The sequence below is a fragment of the Bradyrhizobium quebecense genome (assembly GCF_013373795.3).
GTDB lineage: Bacteria > Pseudomonadota > Alphaproteobacteria > Rhizobiales > Xanthobacteraceae > Bradyrhizobium > Bradyrhizobium quebecense.
This window is the reverse complement of the sequence record NZ_CP088022.1, coordinates 766802-782521: the sequence shown is the minus strand read 5'-3', so window position 1 is coordinate 782521 and position 15720 is coordinate 766802. Positions and strand designations below refer to the sequence as shown.

At 64.8% G+C, this 15720-nt stretch carries 12 protein-coding genes and 1 pseudogene; 10 read left to right on the top strand and 3 right to left on the bottom strand.

Features of this window, described 5'->3' with window-relative positions; genetic code table 11:
• The first annotated feature begins 360 nt into the window (after positions 1 to 360).
• Positions 361 to 1340: pseudogene (locus HU230_RS03835) on the top strand (ABC transporter substrate-binding protein).
• 132 nt (positions 1341 to 1472) lie between these two features.
• Here HU230_RS03835 and HU230_RS03830 read toward each other — a convergent pair.
• Positions 1473 to 2954: an IS4 family transposase gene (locus tag HU230_RS03830; protein WP_224942953.1), complete on the bottom strand. Its 1482-nt coding sequence runs from the start codon at positions 2952 to 2954 to the stop codon at positions 1473 to 1475.
• Between the two features lie 148 nt (positions 2955 to 3102).
• Between HU230_RS03830 and HU230_RS03825 the strand changes: the two genes are divergently transcribed.
• Positions 3103 to 3882 carry an SDR family oxidoreductase gene (locus HU230_RS03825; protein WP_176532851.1) on the top strand — a complete coding sequence of 260 codons (780 nt, stop codon included), beginning with the start codon at positions 3103 to 3105 and terminating at the stop codon, positions 3880 to 3882.
• 167 nt (positions 3883 to 4049) lie between these two features.
• Here the strand turns inward: HU230_RS03825 and HU230_RS03820 are convergent, their stop codons facing one another.
• Entirely contained in the window at positions 4050 to 4349 is a 300-nt protein-coding gene (locus HU230_RS03820; RefSeq protein ID WP_021077434.1) for an HU family DNA-binding protein, read from the bottom strand.
• Positions 4350 to 4784: 435 nt separating this feature from the next.
• Between HU230_RS03820 and HU230_RS03815 the strand changes: the two genes are divergently transcribed.
• The 4 genes from HU230_RS03815 to HU230_RS03800 all read left to right on the top strand — a co-directional run bounded on the left by HU230_RS03815 (position 4785) and on the right by HU230_RS03800 (position 10035).
• On the top strand, positions 4785 to 6398 hold the full coding sequence (locus HU230_RS03815) for an ABC transporter substrate-binding protein (RefSeq protein ID WP_176532852.1): 1614 nt from the start codon (positions 4785 to 4787) through the stop codon (positions 6396 to 6398).
• Between the two features lie 204 nt (positions 6399 to 6602).
• On the top strand, positions 6603 to 7580 hold the full coding sequence (locus tag HU230_RS03810; RefSeq protein ID WP_176532853.1) for an ABC transporter permease: 978 nt from the start codon (positions 6603 to 6605) through the stop codon (positions 7578 to 7580).
• Between the two features lie 2 nt (positions 7581 to 7582).
• Positions 7583 to 8413 carry an ABC transporter permease gene (locus HU230_RS03805; RefSeq protein ID WP_176532854.1) on the top strand — a complete coding sequence of 277 codons (831 nt, stop codon included), beginning with the start codon at positions 7583 to 7585 and terminating at the stop codon, positions 8411 to 8413.
• Positions 8410 to 10035: an ABC transporter ATP-binding protein gene (locus HU230_RS03800; RefSeq protein WP_176532855.1), complete on the top strand. Its 1626-nt coding sequence runs from the start codon at positions 8410 to 8412 to the stop codon at positions 10033 to 10035. The genes HU230_RS03805 and HU230_RS03800 overlap by 4 nt, the downstream gene beginning before the upstream one ends.
• Before the next feature lie 36 nt (positions 10036 to 10071).
• Here HU230_RS03800 and HU230_RS03795 read toward each other — a convergent pair whose 3' ends face one another.
• Positions 10072 to 11439 (bottom strand): NAD(P)/FAD-dependent oxidoreductase, encoded by a 1368-nt coding sequence (locus tag HU230_RS03795; RefSeq protein WP_176535151.1) that lies wholly within the window; start codon positions 11437 to 11439, stop codon positions 10072 to 10074.
• 78 nt (positions 11440 to 11517) lie between these two features.
• On the opposite strand from HU230_RS03795, the gene HU230_RS03790 reads away from it, so the two are divergent.
• The 4 genes from HU230_RS03790 (at position 11518) to HU230_RS03775 (ending at position 15646) form a co-directional block, all read left to right on the top strand.
• A complete protein-coding gene (locus HU230_RS03790) occupies positions 11518 to 12372 on the top strand; it encodes a VOC family protein (protein ID WP_176532856.1) in 855 nt (284 codons plus the stop codon).
• 117 nt (positions 12373 to 12489) lie between these two features.
• Positions 12490 to 13812, top strand: coding sequence for an ABC transporter substrate-binding protein (locus HU230_RS03785; RefSeq protein ID WP_176532857.1), 1323 nt, complete (start codon positions 12490 to 12492; stop codon positions 13810 to 13812).
• Positions 13809 to 14825 carry a carbohydrate ABC transporter permease gene (locus HU230_RS03780; RefSeq protein WP_420840836.1) on the top strand — a complete coding sequence of 339 codons (1017 nt, stop codon included), beginning with the start codon at positions 13809 to 13811 and terminating at the stop codon, positions 14823 to 14825. Before HU230_RS03785 ends, HU230_RS03780 begins: the two co-directional genes overlap by 4 nt.
• Positions 14822 to 15646 (top strand): carbohydrate ABC transporter permease, encoded by an 825-nt coding sequence (locus HU230_RS03775; RefSeq protein ID WP_176532858.1) that lies wholly within the window; start codon positions 14822 to 14824, stop codon positions 15644 to 15646. Before HU230_RS03780 ends, HU230_RS03775 begins: the two co-directional genes overlap by 4 nt.
• Positions 15647 to 15720 lie beyond the last annotated feature (74 nt).

The window sequence follows — 15720 nt, the reverse complement described above, 5'->3', positions numbered from 1 at the left end:
CCTCAAAGCAACGCGCAAATGATGCGGCGCGACAAGTTCATCGTCAATGAAATGGAATTTCGAATGTAGTTGGCGCCGCAGCTGAACTCTCCACGATCGCAGCGCGCGACGATGAAAGGATTTTCGCGCTCGTCGCGGCGCTGACGGGCAACAGAATGGCATCGATTGCACCAAATTTGAGCGAAACATCGCCGCTTGCGCGATGTCTTCTACGCATGATGGCTCGGCGAGATCATCCTTGCTGCGCACGGGCTGATTTCAGTTTTCCGTTTCGTTGACGGCGAACGGCTTGCTCATAGACTCGGTCGAACGCTGCCGCGCTTCCCGACGAACAGCGAATGAATCAGAAAGAAAATGCATATGCGCAAACTGACCCGCTCGGGTTCTCCCTATACCTTCGCGCGCCGCACCGCGGCCGCGCTGATCACAGCCGTGATCACGCTGTCGACATCGGCCGCAGCTTTCGCCGCCGATGCGATCGTGCTGCGCGTCGGCGACCAGAAGGGCGGCAACCGCTCGCTGCTCGATATCTCCGGCCTCGCCAAGGATCTGCCTTACAAGATCGAGTGGTCGGAATTCCCGGCCGCAGCCCCGATCCTGGAGGCGATCAATGCCGGCGCGCTCGACGTCGGCTACACCGGCGACCTGTCCTTCCTCACGGTCTATGCATCGGGCGCGCCGATCAAGGCGATCGGCGGCACGCGCTCCGATGCGCGGACCCAGGCGATCCTGGTGCGCGGGGATTCGCCGATCAAGACGGCGGCCGATCTGAAGGGCAAGCGCCTCGCCGGCACGCGGGGCGGCTGGGGCCAATTCCTGATCAATGCGACGCTGGAAAAGGCCGGCAGCAGGATCGAGGACGCGACCTTCGCTCCGCTCGGCCCGGTCGACGCCAAGATCGCGCTGCTCGCCGGCTCGATCGGCGGCTGGGCGGTGTGGGAGCCCTATATTTCCTATGCCAAGCTGAAGGACAATGCGCGCGTCGTCGCCGATGGCGAGGGCTTGACGCCGACCATCACCTTCATCGTCGCCTCCGACAACGCGATCGCGACCAAGCGCGCCGCGGTGCAGGATCTGGTGCAGCGGCTCAACAAGGCGCGGCTGTGGTCGCTCGACCATGTCGCGGAGTATGCCAGGAACACGGCCGAACTGACCAAGCTGCCGGAAGACGTGCTGCTCGCCGCCTACACCGCGCAGAAGACGAGCCCGATCGCGATCGACGAGGCCGTGGTCAAGGAAGTGCAGGCCGCCTCCGACCGCGCCACGGCATCCTCGGCAAGACGCTGGATGTCGGTAAAGCCGTCGACCGCAGTTTTACGGCAAGCGCGAGCTTGAACTAGCGATCCTCACCTCCCCTTGAAAAGGGGAGGTCGGTTTGCGCAGCAAACCGGGTGGGGATCCTGCCTCCACCGACGCCGGCGTCCGCGGAGAGCAACCCCGACCCCTCCCTCTCCCTTTCAGGGCTATCAGATTCACACATTCTGAAGCCTTAGATTGGCGCCGTATTTGATGGCGTGGAACTTGGCAAGGCCGATGCGGATGACTTTGGGACCCGGCTTGCCGTAGTAGCCGGTCCAGCCGCCGAGGCGTGCGATGACCCAAGCGACAAAGGCCAGGGATCCCTTCGGGTGCGGATTGCGTTGCCGCTCGGTCTTGCCTTCGAGCCGGGCGGAGACGGCTTCGAGGATGGGTTGGTCGTCCGGCTCGAAGGCATCGCTCAGGAGCTGATCCGTGTTGCCGTCGCGGGCCTGGACGAGTTGCTTGATGGTGATGGCCGCAACGGCTGCAGCAGCGACGAAGTTGATCATGGCCTGCGGGTCGCCGATATCGGCTTCCTCTATATCGAAGCCTGCCGTCTTGAGCGTACGGAAGAACTCCTCGATCACCCAACGCGTCCGGTAGAAGCCGACCACTTGACGCGCGTCGTTCAATGTAGCGACAGCGTGGGTAGTCAAAAGCCGCCAATGCACAGGTGCGCTACCGTCTTTCGGCTCCGATACCTCGCGGACATCGACCAGCGTCAGGTGAACCGTCTCGGGCAACGTCGGATCGGCTCCATGGAGCGGCCGGCATACGGCCACCGGCGCGAAGCGCACTGCGAACTCGGTATCGCGCGCGCGCCGTCCTGGTGCGGCGGGGACCGTCATGGCAACGCGCCCTTGTTCGGCCTGGGCGTCGATGAAGGTGAACAGCAAATCCGGGTCTTCTTCGGACCCCTCGATCCGCCGATTCTGGCAGGCCCTCACAACCAATTCGACGTTTTGCGGACGCTTCACGAACAGTTCGTAAAAGTCGCTTTCGCGGTCCGATACCATCGTGACGCTGGCCGCCGCAGCCAGTACCTCACCCGCCCGTTCGCTGCTCTCGATCCATCGTTGCGATTCCTTAGCCGCCGTCGCCCGCTTGCGCCGTGGTGCCAACTCCTCTCGGTTACGGTTCCAGACCTGCATCGAGACCAGACCGAGCAACCCTTGCGTCTCGGCCTCTACCGCCAGTGCCACATGCAGCAACAAACCCGCGGCATTGCCTTTGGCGACCGGTCCGTAGCATTGTCGCGACCGCCGGCCGCCCAAGATCAATTCCGACGTGTCCTGTGCGACAACAACATGCCGACCAGCCGCTCGCTGCCCGGTGAGGTCTCCGGCATGCCGTGACATCTCTGCGGCCGTCACCGACGGATTGTGAAGAAGCCGGCGAAACTGCATCTCGCCCGCACGGTCCTCACCGAGGCGGCGGATGCACGAGCCAGGCCGGGCCACCAGCGCCGCATGCAGCCGCGCCCCCCTTTTTCCAGGCGACGATCGCCAAATCGTCCCAGTCCATATGCCACCCCGGCCATCAAAACCTCCACCGGCTTGCCTACCGATAGAGAATCCCGCTTTACCGCTAATCGCAACCCAGATGTGTGAATGCGATAGCGCTTGCGGGGGAGGGAGACAGACGGCGGTACTCACCTCGCAGACGCACCACAATGGAGACATCCGATGCCCGGCCCGCTCCATCTCGCGATAATCGTCACGGCACACCTGCTCTGCATGACCTTGTTGGTCGCGCTGTCGGTTTGATAGCGTTCTCTCAGGGCCAGCCCCAGGGAGAACAACAATGAACCTATCAATGAAAGACCGTGTCGCCGTGGTCACCGGCGGCAGCAAGGGCATCGGGATCGCGGTGGCGCGGCGGTTTGCGGAATCCGGCGCCAAGGTCGCGATCCTCGCCCGCGGCGCGGCCGACCTCACGGCGGCGCGCGAGGCACTCGCCAAGGACGGCCTCGTGGTACGCGATTACGTCTGCGACGTCGCCAAGGCCGCCGACATCTCGAGGGCGCACGACCAGATCGTCGCGGATCTCGGCAAGATCGACGTGCTGGTCAACAATGCCGGCACCGCGCGCACGCTGGCCTTCGAGAGCATCAGCGACGAGGCCTGGCAGGAGGACCTCGACCTGAAACTGTTCGCCGCGATCCGCTTCAGCCGGCTGGTGTGGCCGGGCATGAAGCAGCGCAAATGGGGCCGCATCATCAACGTGCTCAACGCCTTTGCGAAGGCGCCGGCCGGCAACTCCGCGCCGACCTCGGTGTCACGCGCCGCCGGCATGGCGCTGACCAAGGTGATGGCCAATGAAGGCGGCGAGCACAATATCCTGGTGAATGCGCTGCTGGTCGGCCTGATCATGAGCGATCAATGGGTCAAGCGGCACGCGGCCCAGGCGCCGAACACGGATTTCGGGGAATTCGCCAAGGGCTTGGCCCGGGGCACGCCGCTCGGCCGCATCGGCACAGCGGAGGAGTTCGCCAACATCGCCTGCTTCCTGGCTTCGGAGCAAGGTTCCTACATCACCGGCACCGCCATCAATGTCGATGGTGGCCGATCGCCGGTGGTCTAGAGCCCCGGTCCTGGTTCAACCAGAAACCGGAGCTCGAGACTTTGCTTTGGCGCGTTTTCTTCACGCGAACCGGTGTCCACTTCGCTCGAAAACGCTCAAGCGGGCAACCAACGGCAGGAAGCGACGGCTCAAAAGCAAAAGGCCTCCGTCACCGGAGGCCTTTCATTTTAAACCGCGTCCTTGGCGGCCTTGACCGGCCGTGCGCGGACGATCTTCCGGGCCGGCTTGGCCTTGAACATCATCTCTTCGCCGGTGAAGGGGTTGGTGCCCTTGCGCGCCTTGGTCGCCGGCTTCTTGACCACAACGAACTTGGCGAAGCCGGGGACGAGGAACACCCCGGCCTTCTTCAGCTCCTTGTGGCCGACATCGACGAGCGAGTCCAAAACGTTCTTGACGTCGCGCTTGGAGAGTTCGGTGGTGGTCGCGATCTTCTCGATCACTTGCGACTTCGACAGTTGGGTAGCCATGGTTGCTCCATTGATTCTGGAATGGGCACGATATGGCGGAAAACGCCGAGAAAAACAGTGTTTTCTGCACTCCCCACAGCAATATCGCTGTGGACAGCCCCCGAATCAGGGGTTTTTCCAGTGTTTTCTCCAGTCAAGTCGCTTCCGACCCCTAAAATTACAGGGTTTGCGCTGCTTCGGGGCTCCCGAAACAACCCTTCGCGCGAATCACCCGGCGCATCTCGCGCCGCAGGCGTGCGACAATGCTGCGCACAAGTCGGGTTGCGAACCACGGCAGTGCGCCACTTCAGGTTTCGGAAACGATCCTCCAAAAGGCCGAGGCATTAGAAAATGACTCGGGTTCCCATTCCATCGTAACATCGCAAACGGGCGCCACGGCCGATCGGCTGGCCACCCCGATGCAAGCCTTTATGTATGACTCCGGAGACCCCGCGTATGGATTTGTCCCGCCTCGAGATCAACCGCCGCACGGCCCTTCTGACCTCGGCCGCGATTGCGGCCAACGTCATCAATCCGATGCGGGCATTCGCGCAGGAAACCCCGCGCAAGGGCGGCGTGTTCAACGTCCATTACGGCGCCGAGCAGCGCCAGCTCAACCCGAGCATCCAGGCCTCGACCGGCGTCTACATCATCGGCGGCAAGATTCAGGAGAATCTGGTCGACCTCGACGCCCAGGGACAGCCGGTCGGCGTGCTCGCCGAGAGCTGGGAGGCGACGCCGGACGGCAAGGCCGTCACCTTCAAGCTGCGCAAGGGCATCACCTGGCACGACGGCAAGCCGTTCACCTCGGAAGACGTCGCCTTCACCGCGATGAACATGTGGAAGAAGATCCTCAATTACGGATCGACGCTGCAGCTGTTCCTCACATCGGTCGATACGCCCGATCCGCAGACCGCGATCTTCCGCTACGAGCGGCCGATGCCGCTGAACCTGCTGCTCCGGGCCCTGCCCGACCTCGGCTACGTCTCCGCCAAGCATCTCTATGAGAGCGGCGACATCAGGCAGAACCCGACCAATCTGGCGCCGGTCGGCACCGGCCCGTTCAAGTTCGTCAAATACGAGCGCGGACAATACATCATTGCCGACCGCAATCCGGATTATTGGCGGCCGAACGCGCCCTATCTCGACCGCATCGTCTGGAAGGTGATCACCGACCGCGCCGCCGCGGCCGCCCAGATGGAGGCCGGCGAGCTGCACTACAGCCCGTTCTCGGGGCTGACGATCTCGGACATGGCGCGGCTCGGCAAGGACAAGCGCTTCATCGTCTCAACCAAGGGCAATGAGGGCAACGCCCGCACCAACACCATCGAGTTCAACTTCCGCCGCAAGGAACTGTCCGACATCCGCGTCCGCCGCGCCATTGCGCATGCGATCAACGTGCCGTTCTTCATCGAGAACTTTTTGGGCGATTTCGCCAAGCTCGGCACCGGCCCGATTCCCTCGACATCCGCCGACTTCTATCCCGGGCCGAACACGCCGCAATATCCCTATGACAAGGCGAAGGCGATCGCACTGCTCGACGAGGCCGGCTTCAAGGCCTCCGGCGGCAACCGCTTCTCGCTGAAACTGCTGCCGGCACCGTGGGGCGAGGACATCTCGCTGTGGTCGACCTTCATCCAGCAGTCGCTGGGAGAAGTCGGCATTCAGGTCGACATCGTGCGCAACGACGGCGGCGGCTTCCTCAAGCAGGTCTACGACGACCACGCCTTCGATCTTGCGACCGGCTGGCATCAGTATCGCAACGACCCCGCGGTCTCGACCACGGTGTGGTACCGCTCCGGCCAGCCCAAGGGGGCGCCGTGGACCAACCAGTGGGGCTGGGAAGACAAGACCGTCGACAAGACCATCGACGATGCCGCGACCGAGGTCGATCCCGCCAAGCGCAAGGCGCTCTATGCCGACTTCGTCAAGGAGGTGAACACCGAGCTGCCCGTCTGGATGCCGATCGAGCAGATCTTCGTCACCGTGATCACGGCAAAGGCGCGCAACCACTCCAACACGCCGCGCTGGGGCTCGGCGAGCTGGCACGATCTTTGGCTTTCGGCCTGAGGCGGCGCGCCTTGCTTCTCCCTCGCCCCGCTCTTGCGGGGAGAGGGTCGGGGTGAGGGGCTTTCTCCGCGAGATTGATCTATCGATAGACCCGTACCCCCTCACCCGGATCGCATCTTGCGATGCGATCCGACCTCTCCCCGCAAGGGGCGAGGTGACCAAGGGGCGGCTGTCCACTTTGTTCGAAAACGCTATAGATAGCCGATGCGTATCCTGAGCCTTGCGGGGCGGCGGCTCGCCGCCTCGATCCCGACCCTGTTCCTGATCCTGATCGGCGTGTTCCTGCTGTTGCAGCTCGCGCCGGGCGACACCGTCGATGCGCTGATGGCGCAGATGGGCGGCGGCGACGCCGCGACCGCGCAACAGCTGCGCAAGTTCTACGGGCTCGACCTCTCGGTTCCGGCGCAGCTCGGCAACTATCTGTGGCACCTGGTGCGGCTCGATCTCGGCTTCTCCTCGATCTACGGCAAGCCGGTGGCGACCGTGATCCTGGAACGGCTGCCGCCGACCATCCTGTTGATGACCGCGTCGCTGTCATTCGCGTTCTTCTTCGGCCTCGTGTTCGGCGTGATCGCCGCGCGCGGCGTCAACCGCTGGCCGGACACCTTGATCTCGACGCTCGGCCTGATCTTCTACGCCACGCCTTCGTTCTGGTTCGGGCTGATGGCGATCGTGGTGTTCTCGGTCTATCTGCAATGGCTGCCGCCGGGCGGCTTCGAGGACATCGGCACCGTGCAGAGGGGGATCTGGCACGTGCTCGATATCGCCGCGCATTTGGTGCTGCCGACGCTGACTCTCGGGCTGATCTTCCTTGCGATCTATCTGCGCATCATGCGTGCCTCGATGCTGGAGGTCTTGAACCTCGATTTCGTCCGCACCGCCCGCGCCAAGGGGCTGGACGAGACCCATGTCATCACCCGCCACGTGCTGCGCAACGCGCTGCTGCCGATGGTGACGCTGATCGGCTTGCAGGCCGGCACCATGCTCGGCGGCTCGGTCGTGGTCGAGAGCGTGTTCTCCCTGCCCGGCCTCGGCCGCCTCGCCTATGAATCGGTGGTGCAGCGCGACCTCAACACCCTGCTCGGCATCGTCTTCGTGTCCGCCCTGCTCGTCATTATCGTCAACTTCGTCGTCGACCTGCTCTACGCGCGGCTCGATCCGCGCATCGCGGCGGAGGGCTGACGATGGACGCGGTGAAACGCTACTTCCGCAGCCCTGCCGCGGTGATCGGCCTGATCCTGCTGCTACTCGTGATCGCGATGGCTGTCAGCGCCGGCTTCCTGTATCCGCGCGATCCGCTCGCGCTGGCGGGCCGGCCGCTGGTCTGGCCGTTCTCCAATCCGCGCTTCCTGCTCGGCACCGACAATTCCGGCCGCGACATCGCCGCCCAGATCTTCTACGGCGCGCGGATATCGCTCCTGATCGGCGGGGTCGCCACCGTGATCGCGATCCTGATCGGCATCATGGTCGGCGCCTTCGCCGGCTATTACGGCGGCTGGGTCGACAATGTGCTGATGCGGATCACCGAAGCTTTCCAGACCTTGCCGAACTTCGTGCTGCTGCTGGTGCTGGTCGCGGTGTTCGGCTCGACGCTGACGACGGTGACCATCGCGGTCGGCGTGGTGTCGTGGCCGGCGCCGGCGCGGCTGACCCGCGCCGAGTTCCTGTCGCTGCGCAACCGCGAATTCGTGCAGGCCGGCAAGACGCTCGGCATGAAGGACCTCCAGCTGATCCTCGGCGAGATCCTGCCCAATGCGCTGCCGCCGGTGATCGTCTATGCCAGCGTGGTGATGGCGGTCGCGATCCTCCTGGAAAGTGCGCTCGCTTTCCTGCGGCTATCCGACCCCAACGTCGCCTCTTGGGGCAATCTGATCGGGCTCGGCCGCGACGTGCTCCGGGTGCAATGGTACGTCTCGGCGATCCCCGGCATTGCGATCCTCGTCACCGTGCTCGCGGTGTCGCTGGTCGGCCAGGGCCTCAACGATGCGCTCAATCCGAGGCTGAAGAGCCGATGAGCGACACCGTTCTTTCGCTCGACGCCTTGACCGTGCGCCTGCCCAAAGGCGCCGACCGGCCGCATGCGCTGTCCGACGTTTCCCTGTCGATCGCCTCCAACGAGATCCTCTGCGTGGTCGGCGAGTCCGGCTCCGGCAAATCGATGATGGCGAACGCCATCATGCGGCTGCTGCCGAACGAGGTCACCATCGATCGGGGCCGGATGCTGTTCGACGGCCGCGACCTCTGCGCCGCCGATCAGGCGGAGATGCGCGAGGTACGCGGCGCCGGCATCGCGATGATCTTCCAGGAGCCGATGACGGCGCTCAATCCGCTGCGCACGATCGGCGACCAGATCGGCGAGATGTTTGCGATCCACACCGGCCTGTCGAAGGCCGAGATCAACGCACGGGTAGAGGCACTCCTCGAGGACGTCCGCATCCCCGATCCCAGGGCGGCCGCGAAGGCCTATCCGCACGAGCTGTCCGGCGGCCAGCGCCAGCGCGCCATGATCGCGATGGCGCTGGCGCTCGACCCGAAACTCCTGATCGCCGACGAGCCGACCACCGCGCTCGACGTCACGACGCAGGCGCAGATCCTGAAGCTGATCCGCGATCTGCAGCAGCGCAAGAAGACCGCGGTGCTGTTCATCACCCATGATTTCGGCGTGGTCGCCGAGGTCGCCGACCGCGTGGTGGTGATGCAGCACGGCGCGATCGTCGAAGAAGGCGCGGCCGACAAGGTGCTGAATGATCCGCAGCATGCCTACACCAAGCAGCTGATCGCGGCGGTTCCGCCGCTGAAGGCACCGCCGCCACGCATCCTCTCCGGCAAGGACATCCTGACCATCGACGGCGTCTTCAAGACCTACCGCACCGGCGGCTTCCTCGGCCGCGGCGCGCGAGTGACGGAGGCGGTCAAGAACGTCTCACTGCGCCTGCCGCGCGGCGCGACGCTCGGCATCGTCGGCGAGTCCGGTTCGGGAAAATCGACGCTGGCGCGCTGCATCGTGCGGCTGATCGATCCCGACACCGGGTCGATCGTGCTCGACGGCAAGGACTGGGCGAAGCTCGGCCGCGAGGACATCAGGCGCGAGACCCGCCACATCCAGATGGTGTTCCAGGATCCCTTCGCCTCGCTCAACCCGCGCCGCAAGGCGGCCGAGCTGGTGGCGCAGGGACCGATCGTGCACGGCACCGACCGCGCCACCGCGATCGCGGAAGCGCGAATGCTGTTCGAGCTGGTCGGGCTCGATCCATCCGCCGGCGATCGCTTCCCGCATGAATTCTCCGGCGGCCAGCGGCAGCGCATCGGGCTCGCACGTGCGCTGGCGCTGAAACCCGACGTGCTGGTCGCCGACGAGCCGGTCTCGGCACTCGACGTCTCGGTGCAGGCGCAAGTCTTGAAGCTGCTCGCCGGGCTACGCCAGCAGCTCGGCCTCTCCATCATCTTCATCACCCACGATCTGCGGGTCGCCGCGCAGATCTGCGACCTCGTCGCCGTGATGAAGGACGGAGCCGTGGTCGAGCAAGGGTTGACCGCTGAGGTGTTCGGCAGGCCGCAGCATCCCTACACGCAGGCGCTGCTGTCGGCGATCCCCGGCGGCGACTTCACGCGAAAGCGCGATGCCTTGATCGCCTGATCGAGCCATCGCGCGTGGTGCGTCGTTGGTCCGCGCTCACCGTGAGCGGCGCGACGCGAGCAAATGCTCCGCCCAGCGCAACAACTCGAAGCGATCACCCTTGACCAGCTCCTGCGCATCGCGGCGACGGTAGAGCACCAGCATCCAGGGCGCGAGCTTGCGCAACAATCCATGCGCCATGTACTGCACCGGCTCGGTGAACGGCAGCGCCAGCTCGCTTTCCGGCACGCCCTGGACCGCCCTCGCCAATTCGCGGCCGAGCGGGATCGTCAGCGCGACGGCGCGGCCGTTGCAGCCCGTCCAGCCGTAGGCGTTCGGTCCGAGGCGATGCACGCGCGGCAGGAAATCCGCTGTCATCCCGACATAGCCGTTCCAGACATAGTCGAAGGAGACGTCACCGATCTGCGGCCATATCAGCTGCAACCGCTCGGTCACCCGCGCCTTGAGCCGCGCGGTCTTGTCGCCCGGGCCGAGCACGGCACCGCCGGTGACGAGGCGATTGCGCGCGTCGTAACGCGCAAAATACAGCTCGCCATGGGTATCCGACATCGCCTGCCGGCCGGGAATGATGGTCTTGCGGACATTGTCCGACAGCGGCTGCGTCGCCATCTGCCACGACAGCACCGGCATCACCTCGGTCGCGATCTCAGGCACCAGCGATTTCGCGAACTCGCCGCTATAGGCATTGGTCGCGACCACCAGCGCGCGGCCGGAGATTTCCCCCTTCTCGGTCTTCACCACCCAGCGCTCGCCGCGGCGCTCGAAGCTCAGCGCGGGCGAACGCGCATAGATCCGCGCACCGAGGCCGAGCACGGTGCGCGCCAGGCCCCGCGCCAGTGCCAGCGGATTGACGTGACCGCCGGTCCTGTTCCAGAAGCCGCCGTACCAGGCATCCGAGCCGAGCATGTCCCTGGTCTGGTCGCGCGACAGCAACTCGACCCGCGCGCCGAATTTCGACCATTGCTGCACCCGCCGCTCCGCGATCCTGATCCGGCCCGGCGAATGCACCGGCTGCACCCAGCCGGCCTGCTCCTGCTCGGCCTCGATGTTATAGCGCTTGACGACGTCGAACAGCATTGCCGCGCTGTCGCGCAGCATCGCGACGAAGCGCTCGCCGGCCGCGCCATGTCTCTTGATGATGTCATCCGGATCAGGACGCGACAGCGTCGGAATCACCTGGCCGTTGTTGCGGCCCGAGGCGCCCCAGCCCGGCTCGGCGGCCTCGACGATCGCGACGTCGACATTGGCCTCGCGCAGATGCAGCGCGGTCGACAGGCCGGTGAAGCCGCCGCCGATGATGACGACGTCGGCCTGCTGCGCGCCGGTCAATTCGGGGCAATCGGGGCCGGGTGGCGTCACTGCTGCCCAGAGCGAATCGGGCCAGCGCACGGCATTGCTGCTCATCATGATCCTTTCTTGCGGGGGCCTGCGCGTTCTGGTTAGCTTTACTCTACTCTCTCATTCCAGCCGGGAAGACAAGAAGTGACACTCAAGAACGTCATCGGAATCGATCACGCCGTGGTCATGGTGAAGGACCTCGACAAGGCCGCCGAGAATTACAGGCGGCTCGGCTTCACCGTGTCGCCGCGCGGCACCCACAGCGCGCATATGGGATCGGGCAACTACACCATCATGTTCGACCCCGACTACATGGAATTGCTCGGCGTGCTGACGCCGACAGAACACAATGCTCCGGCGCGCGCTTTCCTCGAGAAGCGCGGCGAAGGCATCGAACGGATCGCGTTCACCGCGGTGGATTCGACCGCCGGTGCCGAGGAGATCCGCGCGCGCGGCTATACGCCGATCGGGCCGACCGATTTCGAACGCCCGGTGACGCTGCCTGATGGCACAGTCTCGGTCGCGAAATTCCGCACCTTCCAGTGGCCGACCACTGAGGCGCCCGGCGGCGTCCGGATCTTCGCCTGCCAGCACAAGACCCGCGAGACGGTGTGGATCCCTGAACTGATGACGCACGCCAATGGGGCAAAACGCCTCAAGCAGGCGCTGATCGTCTCGCCCGAACCAGCGACCGATGCCGCGCATCTCTCCCGGATGATCGATATCGCCGCGAGGCACGATCCTGACGGTGCGGTTGCGGTGCCGTCCGGCGGAGATCGCGCCGACTTCGTGTTCCTGACCAGGGATCAGCTCGGCAAGCGTTATCCCGGCGTATCGCTGGATGGCCTGTCCGATCGCGGCGGCGCCGGTCTCGTGATCGCAGCCGACCTCGCCGCAACCGAGAAGGCGCTGGGCGCGACCGGCGTCAAGAGCGGCAGCGGCATCACCGTGCCGCCGGCCGCTGCGAACGGCACCCTGCTCGCCTTCGTCAAGGCATAACTGCCATACCATGCGCGGCGCGGCGTTATGCAGCGGCGCCGCGCATCTGGGGGCTAGGCAGGCCAGGTCCAGACGCTACTATCTCTCCCAAACAAGAACCGTCCCTGGGAGAGAAACATGTCGCATCACCTGATCTCGCGCCGCCAGATGCTGGCCGGCACCGCTGCCGCCGGCGCGGTTGGATTGACCGGATTTCCGGCCCGCGCCGAGCTCAACTGGAAGAAATATTCCGGGACGACGCTGGAGGTGATCCTCGCCAAGGGGCCGCGCGGCGACAATCTGCAGAAGTACATCAAGGAATTCACCGAGCTCTCCGGCATCAAGGTCGAATCGGAGCAGATCCCCGAGCAGCAGCAGCGCCAGAAATGCGTGATCGAGCTGTCGTCGGGCAAGCCGAGCTTCGACGTCGTGCACCTCAGCTATCACGTGCAGAAGCGGCAATTCGAGAAGGCGGGCTGGCTCGCCGACATGTCGGGCTTTCTCAAGGACCCGAGCCTGACACCGCCCGACCTCGTCGAGAGCGATTTCTCGGCCGCCGGCCTGCAATATGCGCGCAACGACAAGGGCCAGATGCTGTCGCTGCCGTGGTCGGTCGACTATTTCATCCTCTACTACAACAAGGAGTTGTTCCAGAAGAAGGGCGTCGAGGTCCCGAAGACGCTGGACGAGATGGCGGTCGCCGCCGAGAAGCTGACCGATCCCAAGGAAGGCATCTACGGCTTCGTCGGGCGTGGCCTGCGCAACGCCAACATGGCGATGTGGACCAACTTCTATCTGAACTATGGCGGCGAATTCCTCGATGCCAAGGGCAACATCCTGACCGACGGCCCCGAGGCCGTCGAGGCCACCAAGCTCTATCAGCGGCTGCTGACGAAATGCGCGCCTCCCGGCGTCGCCGGCTTCAACTGGATGGAATCGATGGCCTCCTTCACGCAGGGCCGCGCGGCGATGTGGATCGATGCCGACGGCTGGGCGCCGCCACTGGAGGACCCCGCCGCCTCGCGCGTGGTCGGCAAGGTCGGCTACACGCTGGTGCCCGCCGGACCCAAGGGCAAATTCTCGTCGACCTATGGCGACGGCGTCGGTATTCCCGCGGCGAGCAAGAACAAGGAAGCCGCTTACCTGCTCTGCCAATGGGTGGTCTCGCGGGGACAGGGCGCCCGCCTGCTGCAGGCCGGCGGCGGCGTGCCGTTCCGCAACTCCATCGTCGACGACCCCGAAGTCGCCAAGGGCGTGAAGACCAAGGAATGGCTGCAGTCGGTGGTCGATTCCGCCAAGATCTCGAAGCTCGGCCTGCCGGTCATCATCCCGGTCGCCGAATTCCGCGACATCGTCGGTGCGGCGCTGACAGCGACGCTGTCGGGCGCCGATCCCGCCACCGAGCTGAAGAAGGCGCACGAGCAATTCCGCCCCATCCTGGAGCGTAGTGAAAAAGCGTGAGCGTGGTGACACAGGCTTCGCCGGCGGCAGACAAAGCGTTTTCGAGCGAAGTGGGTACCGGTTCGCGTGAAGAAAACGCGTCAAAGCAAGACTCCAGAGCCGGAGGCTCTGGGGACGCCGCGCCGGCGCGTGAATGGCGTCCGCCGTCCTACTGGCCATTCGTAATCCCGGCGCTTGTCGTGGTGCTGGCGGTGATCGTCTTTCCGTGGGTGTTCACGATCTGGATGAGCATGCAGGAATGGAAGGTCGGCTCGCCGACCGTCTTCGTCGGGCTCGCCAACTATCTGCGGCTGCCGACCGATCCGCGCTTCGTCGAGGCGGTCGGCCACACGCTGTCCTACACCGCGCTGTCGGTCGTGCTGCCGCTGGTGTTCGGCACGCTGGCGGCGGTGGTGTTTCATCAGAAATTCGCCGCGCGCGGCTTCCTGCGCGGCATCTTCATCATGCCGATGATGGCCACACCGGTGGCGATCGCGCTGGTGTGGACCATGATGTTCCACCCGCAGCTTGGCGTCTTGAACTATCTGCTGTCGCTGGTCGGCCTGCCGCCGCAGCTCTGGGTGTTCAACCCGACGACGGTGATCCCGTCGCTGGTGCTGGTCGAGACCTGGCAATGGACGCCGCTGGTGATGCTGATCGTGCTCGGCGGCCTCGCCGCGATCCCGACCGAGCCCTATGAGAGCGCGCAGATCGACGGCGCCAATTTCTGGCAGGTGTTCCGCTTCATCACGCTGCCCCTGATCATGCCGTTCCTGTTTATCGCCGGCATGATCCGCATGATCGATGCGGTGAAGAGCTTCGACATCATCTTCGCGATCACGCAAGGAGGCCCGGGCTCGGCGTCGGAAACCATCAACGTCTATCTCTACAGCGTCGCCTTCGTCTATTACGACCTCGGCTACGGCTCGGCGATCGCGGTGGTGTTCTTCCTCCTGATCGTGGCGCTGGCGGCGCTGTTGCTCTACTTGCGCAAGCGCCTGCTGTGGACGTCAGAGCTCGGAGACGGCGCATGAACCCGCGTCAGATTCTCGGACGGATCGGGCTGTGGCTGTCGGTGTTCGTCATCGTCTCGCCGGCGATCCTGTTCTTCCTCTGGATGGCCTCGCTGTCGCTGAAATTCGAGATCGACAACGCCTCCTATCCGCCGGTGTTCATCCCGGAGCATTTCGCCTGGAAGAACTATGCCGACGTGTTCGCCTCGAACCGCTTCCTGACCTATTTCAGCAACAGCCTTGTTGTCACCGGCTGCGCCACGGGACTCGCGATGCTGGTCGGCGTGCCCGCCGGCTACGGCATTGCGCGGATGGCCGCGCATAAATCGGCGATCGTGATCCTGATCGCGCGCATCACGCCGGGCCTGTCGTACCTGATCCCGCTGTTCCTGCTGTTCCAGTGGCTCGGCCTGCTCGGCACGCTGGTGCCGCAGATCATCATCCACCTCGTGGTGACGGTGCCGATCGTGATCTGGATCATGATCGGCTATTTCGAGACCACGCCGCTGGAGCTGGAAGAAGCCGCGCTGATCGACGGCGCCACGCGCTGGCAGGTGTTCCGCCATGTTGCGCTGCCGATTGCGAGGCCCGGGCTCGCGGTCGCCTTCATCCTCGCGGTGATCTTCTCCTGGAACAACTTTGTGTTCGGCATCGTGCTGGCCGGGCGCGAGACGCGCACGCTGCCGGTCGCGGTCTACAACATGATCTCGTTCGACCAATTGAGCTGGGGCCCGCTTGCGGCCGCCGCACTGATCGTGACGGCCCCGGTGCTGCTGCTCACCGTGATGGCACAGCGGCAGATCGTCGCCGGGCTCACCGCGGGCGCGGTGAAAGGCGGCTAGAGCAACATGAAGTTATGGCAGGGGGGCGCTGCCAAAATATCGAAAACAACCCCATGCAAAGGGGCCGGCGGGGG

Excerpts from the sequence above, each read along its gene's own strand:
- HU230_RS03825 (WP_176532851.1), top strand. The coding sequence starts at position 3,103 with ATGAACCTATCAATGAAAGACCGTGTCGCCGTGGTCACCGGCGGCAGC.
- HU230_RS03820 (WP_021077434.1), bottom strand. The coding sequence starts at position 4,349 with ATGGCTACCCAACTGTCGAAGTCGCAAGTGATCGAGAAGATCGCGACC.
- HU230_RS03815 (WP_176532852.1), top strand. The coding sequence starts at position 4,785 with ATGGATTTGTCCCGCCTCGAGATCAACCGCCGCACGGCCCTTCTGACC.
- HU230_RS03810 (WP_176532853.1), top strand. The coding sequence starts at position 6,603 with ATGCGTATCCTGAGCCTTGCGGGGCGGCGGCTCGCCGCCTCGATCCCG.
- HU230_RS03805 (WP_176532854.1), top strand. The coding sequence starts at position 7,583 with ATGGACGCGGTGAAACGCTACTTCCGCAGCCCTGCCGCGGTGATCGGC.
- HU230_RS03800 (WP_176532855.1), top strand. The coding sequence starts at position 8,410 with ATGAGCGACACCGTTCTTTCGCTCGACGCCTTGACCGTGCGCCTGCCC.
- HU230_RS03795 (WP_176535151.1), bottom strand. The coding sequence starts at position 11,439 with ATGAGCAGCAATGCCGTGCGCTGGCCCGATTCGCTCTGGGCAGCAGTG.
- HU230_RS03785 (WP_176532857.1), top strand. The coding sequence starts at position 12,490 with ATGTCGCATCACCTGATCTCGCGCCGCCAGATGCTGGCCGGCACCGCT.
- HU230_RS03775 (WP_176532858.1), top strand. The coding sequence starts at position 14,822 with ATGAACCCGCGTCAGATTCTCGGACGGATCGGGCTGTGGCTGTCGGTG.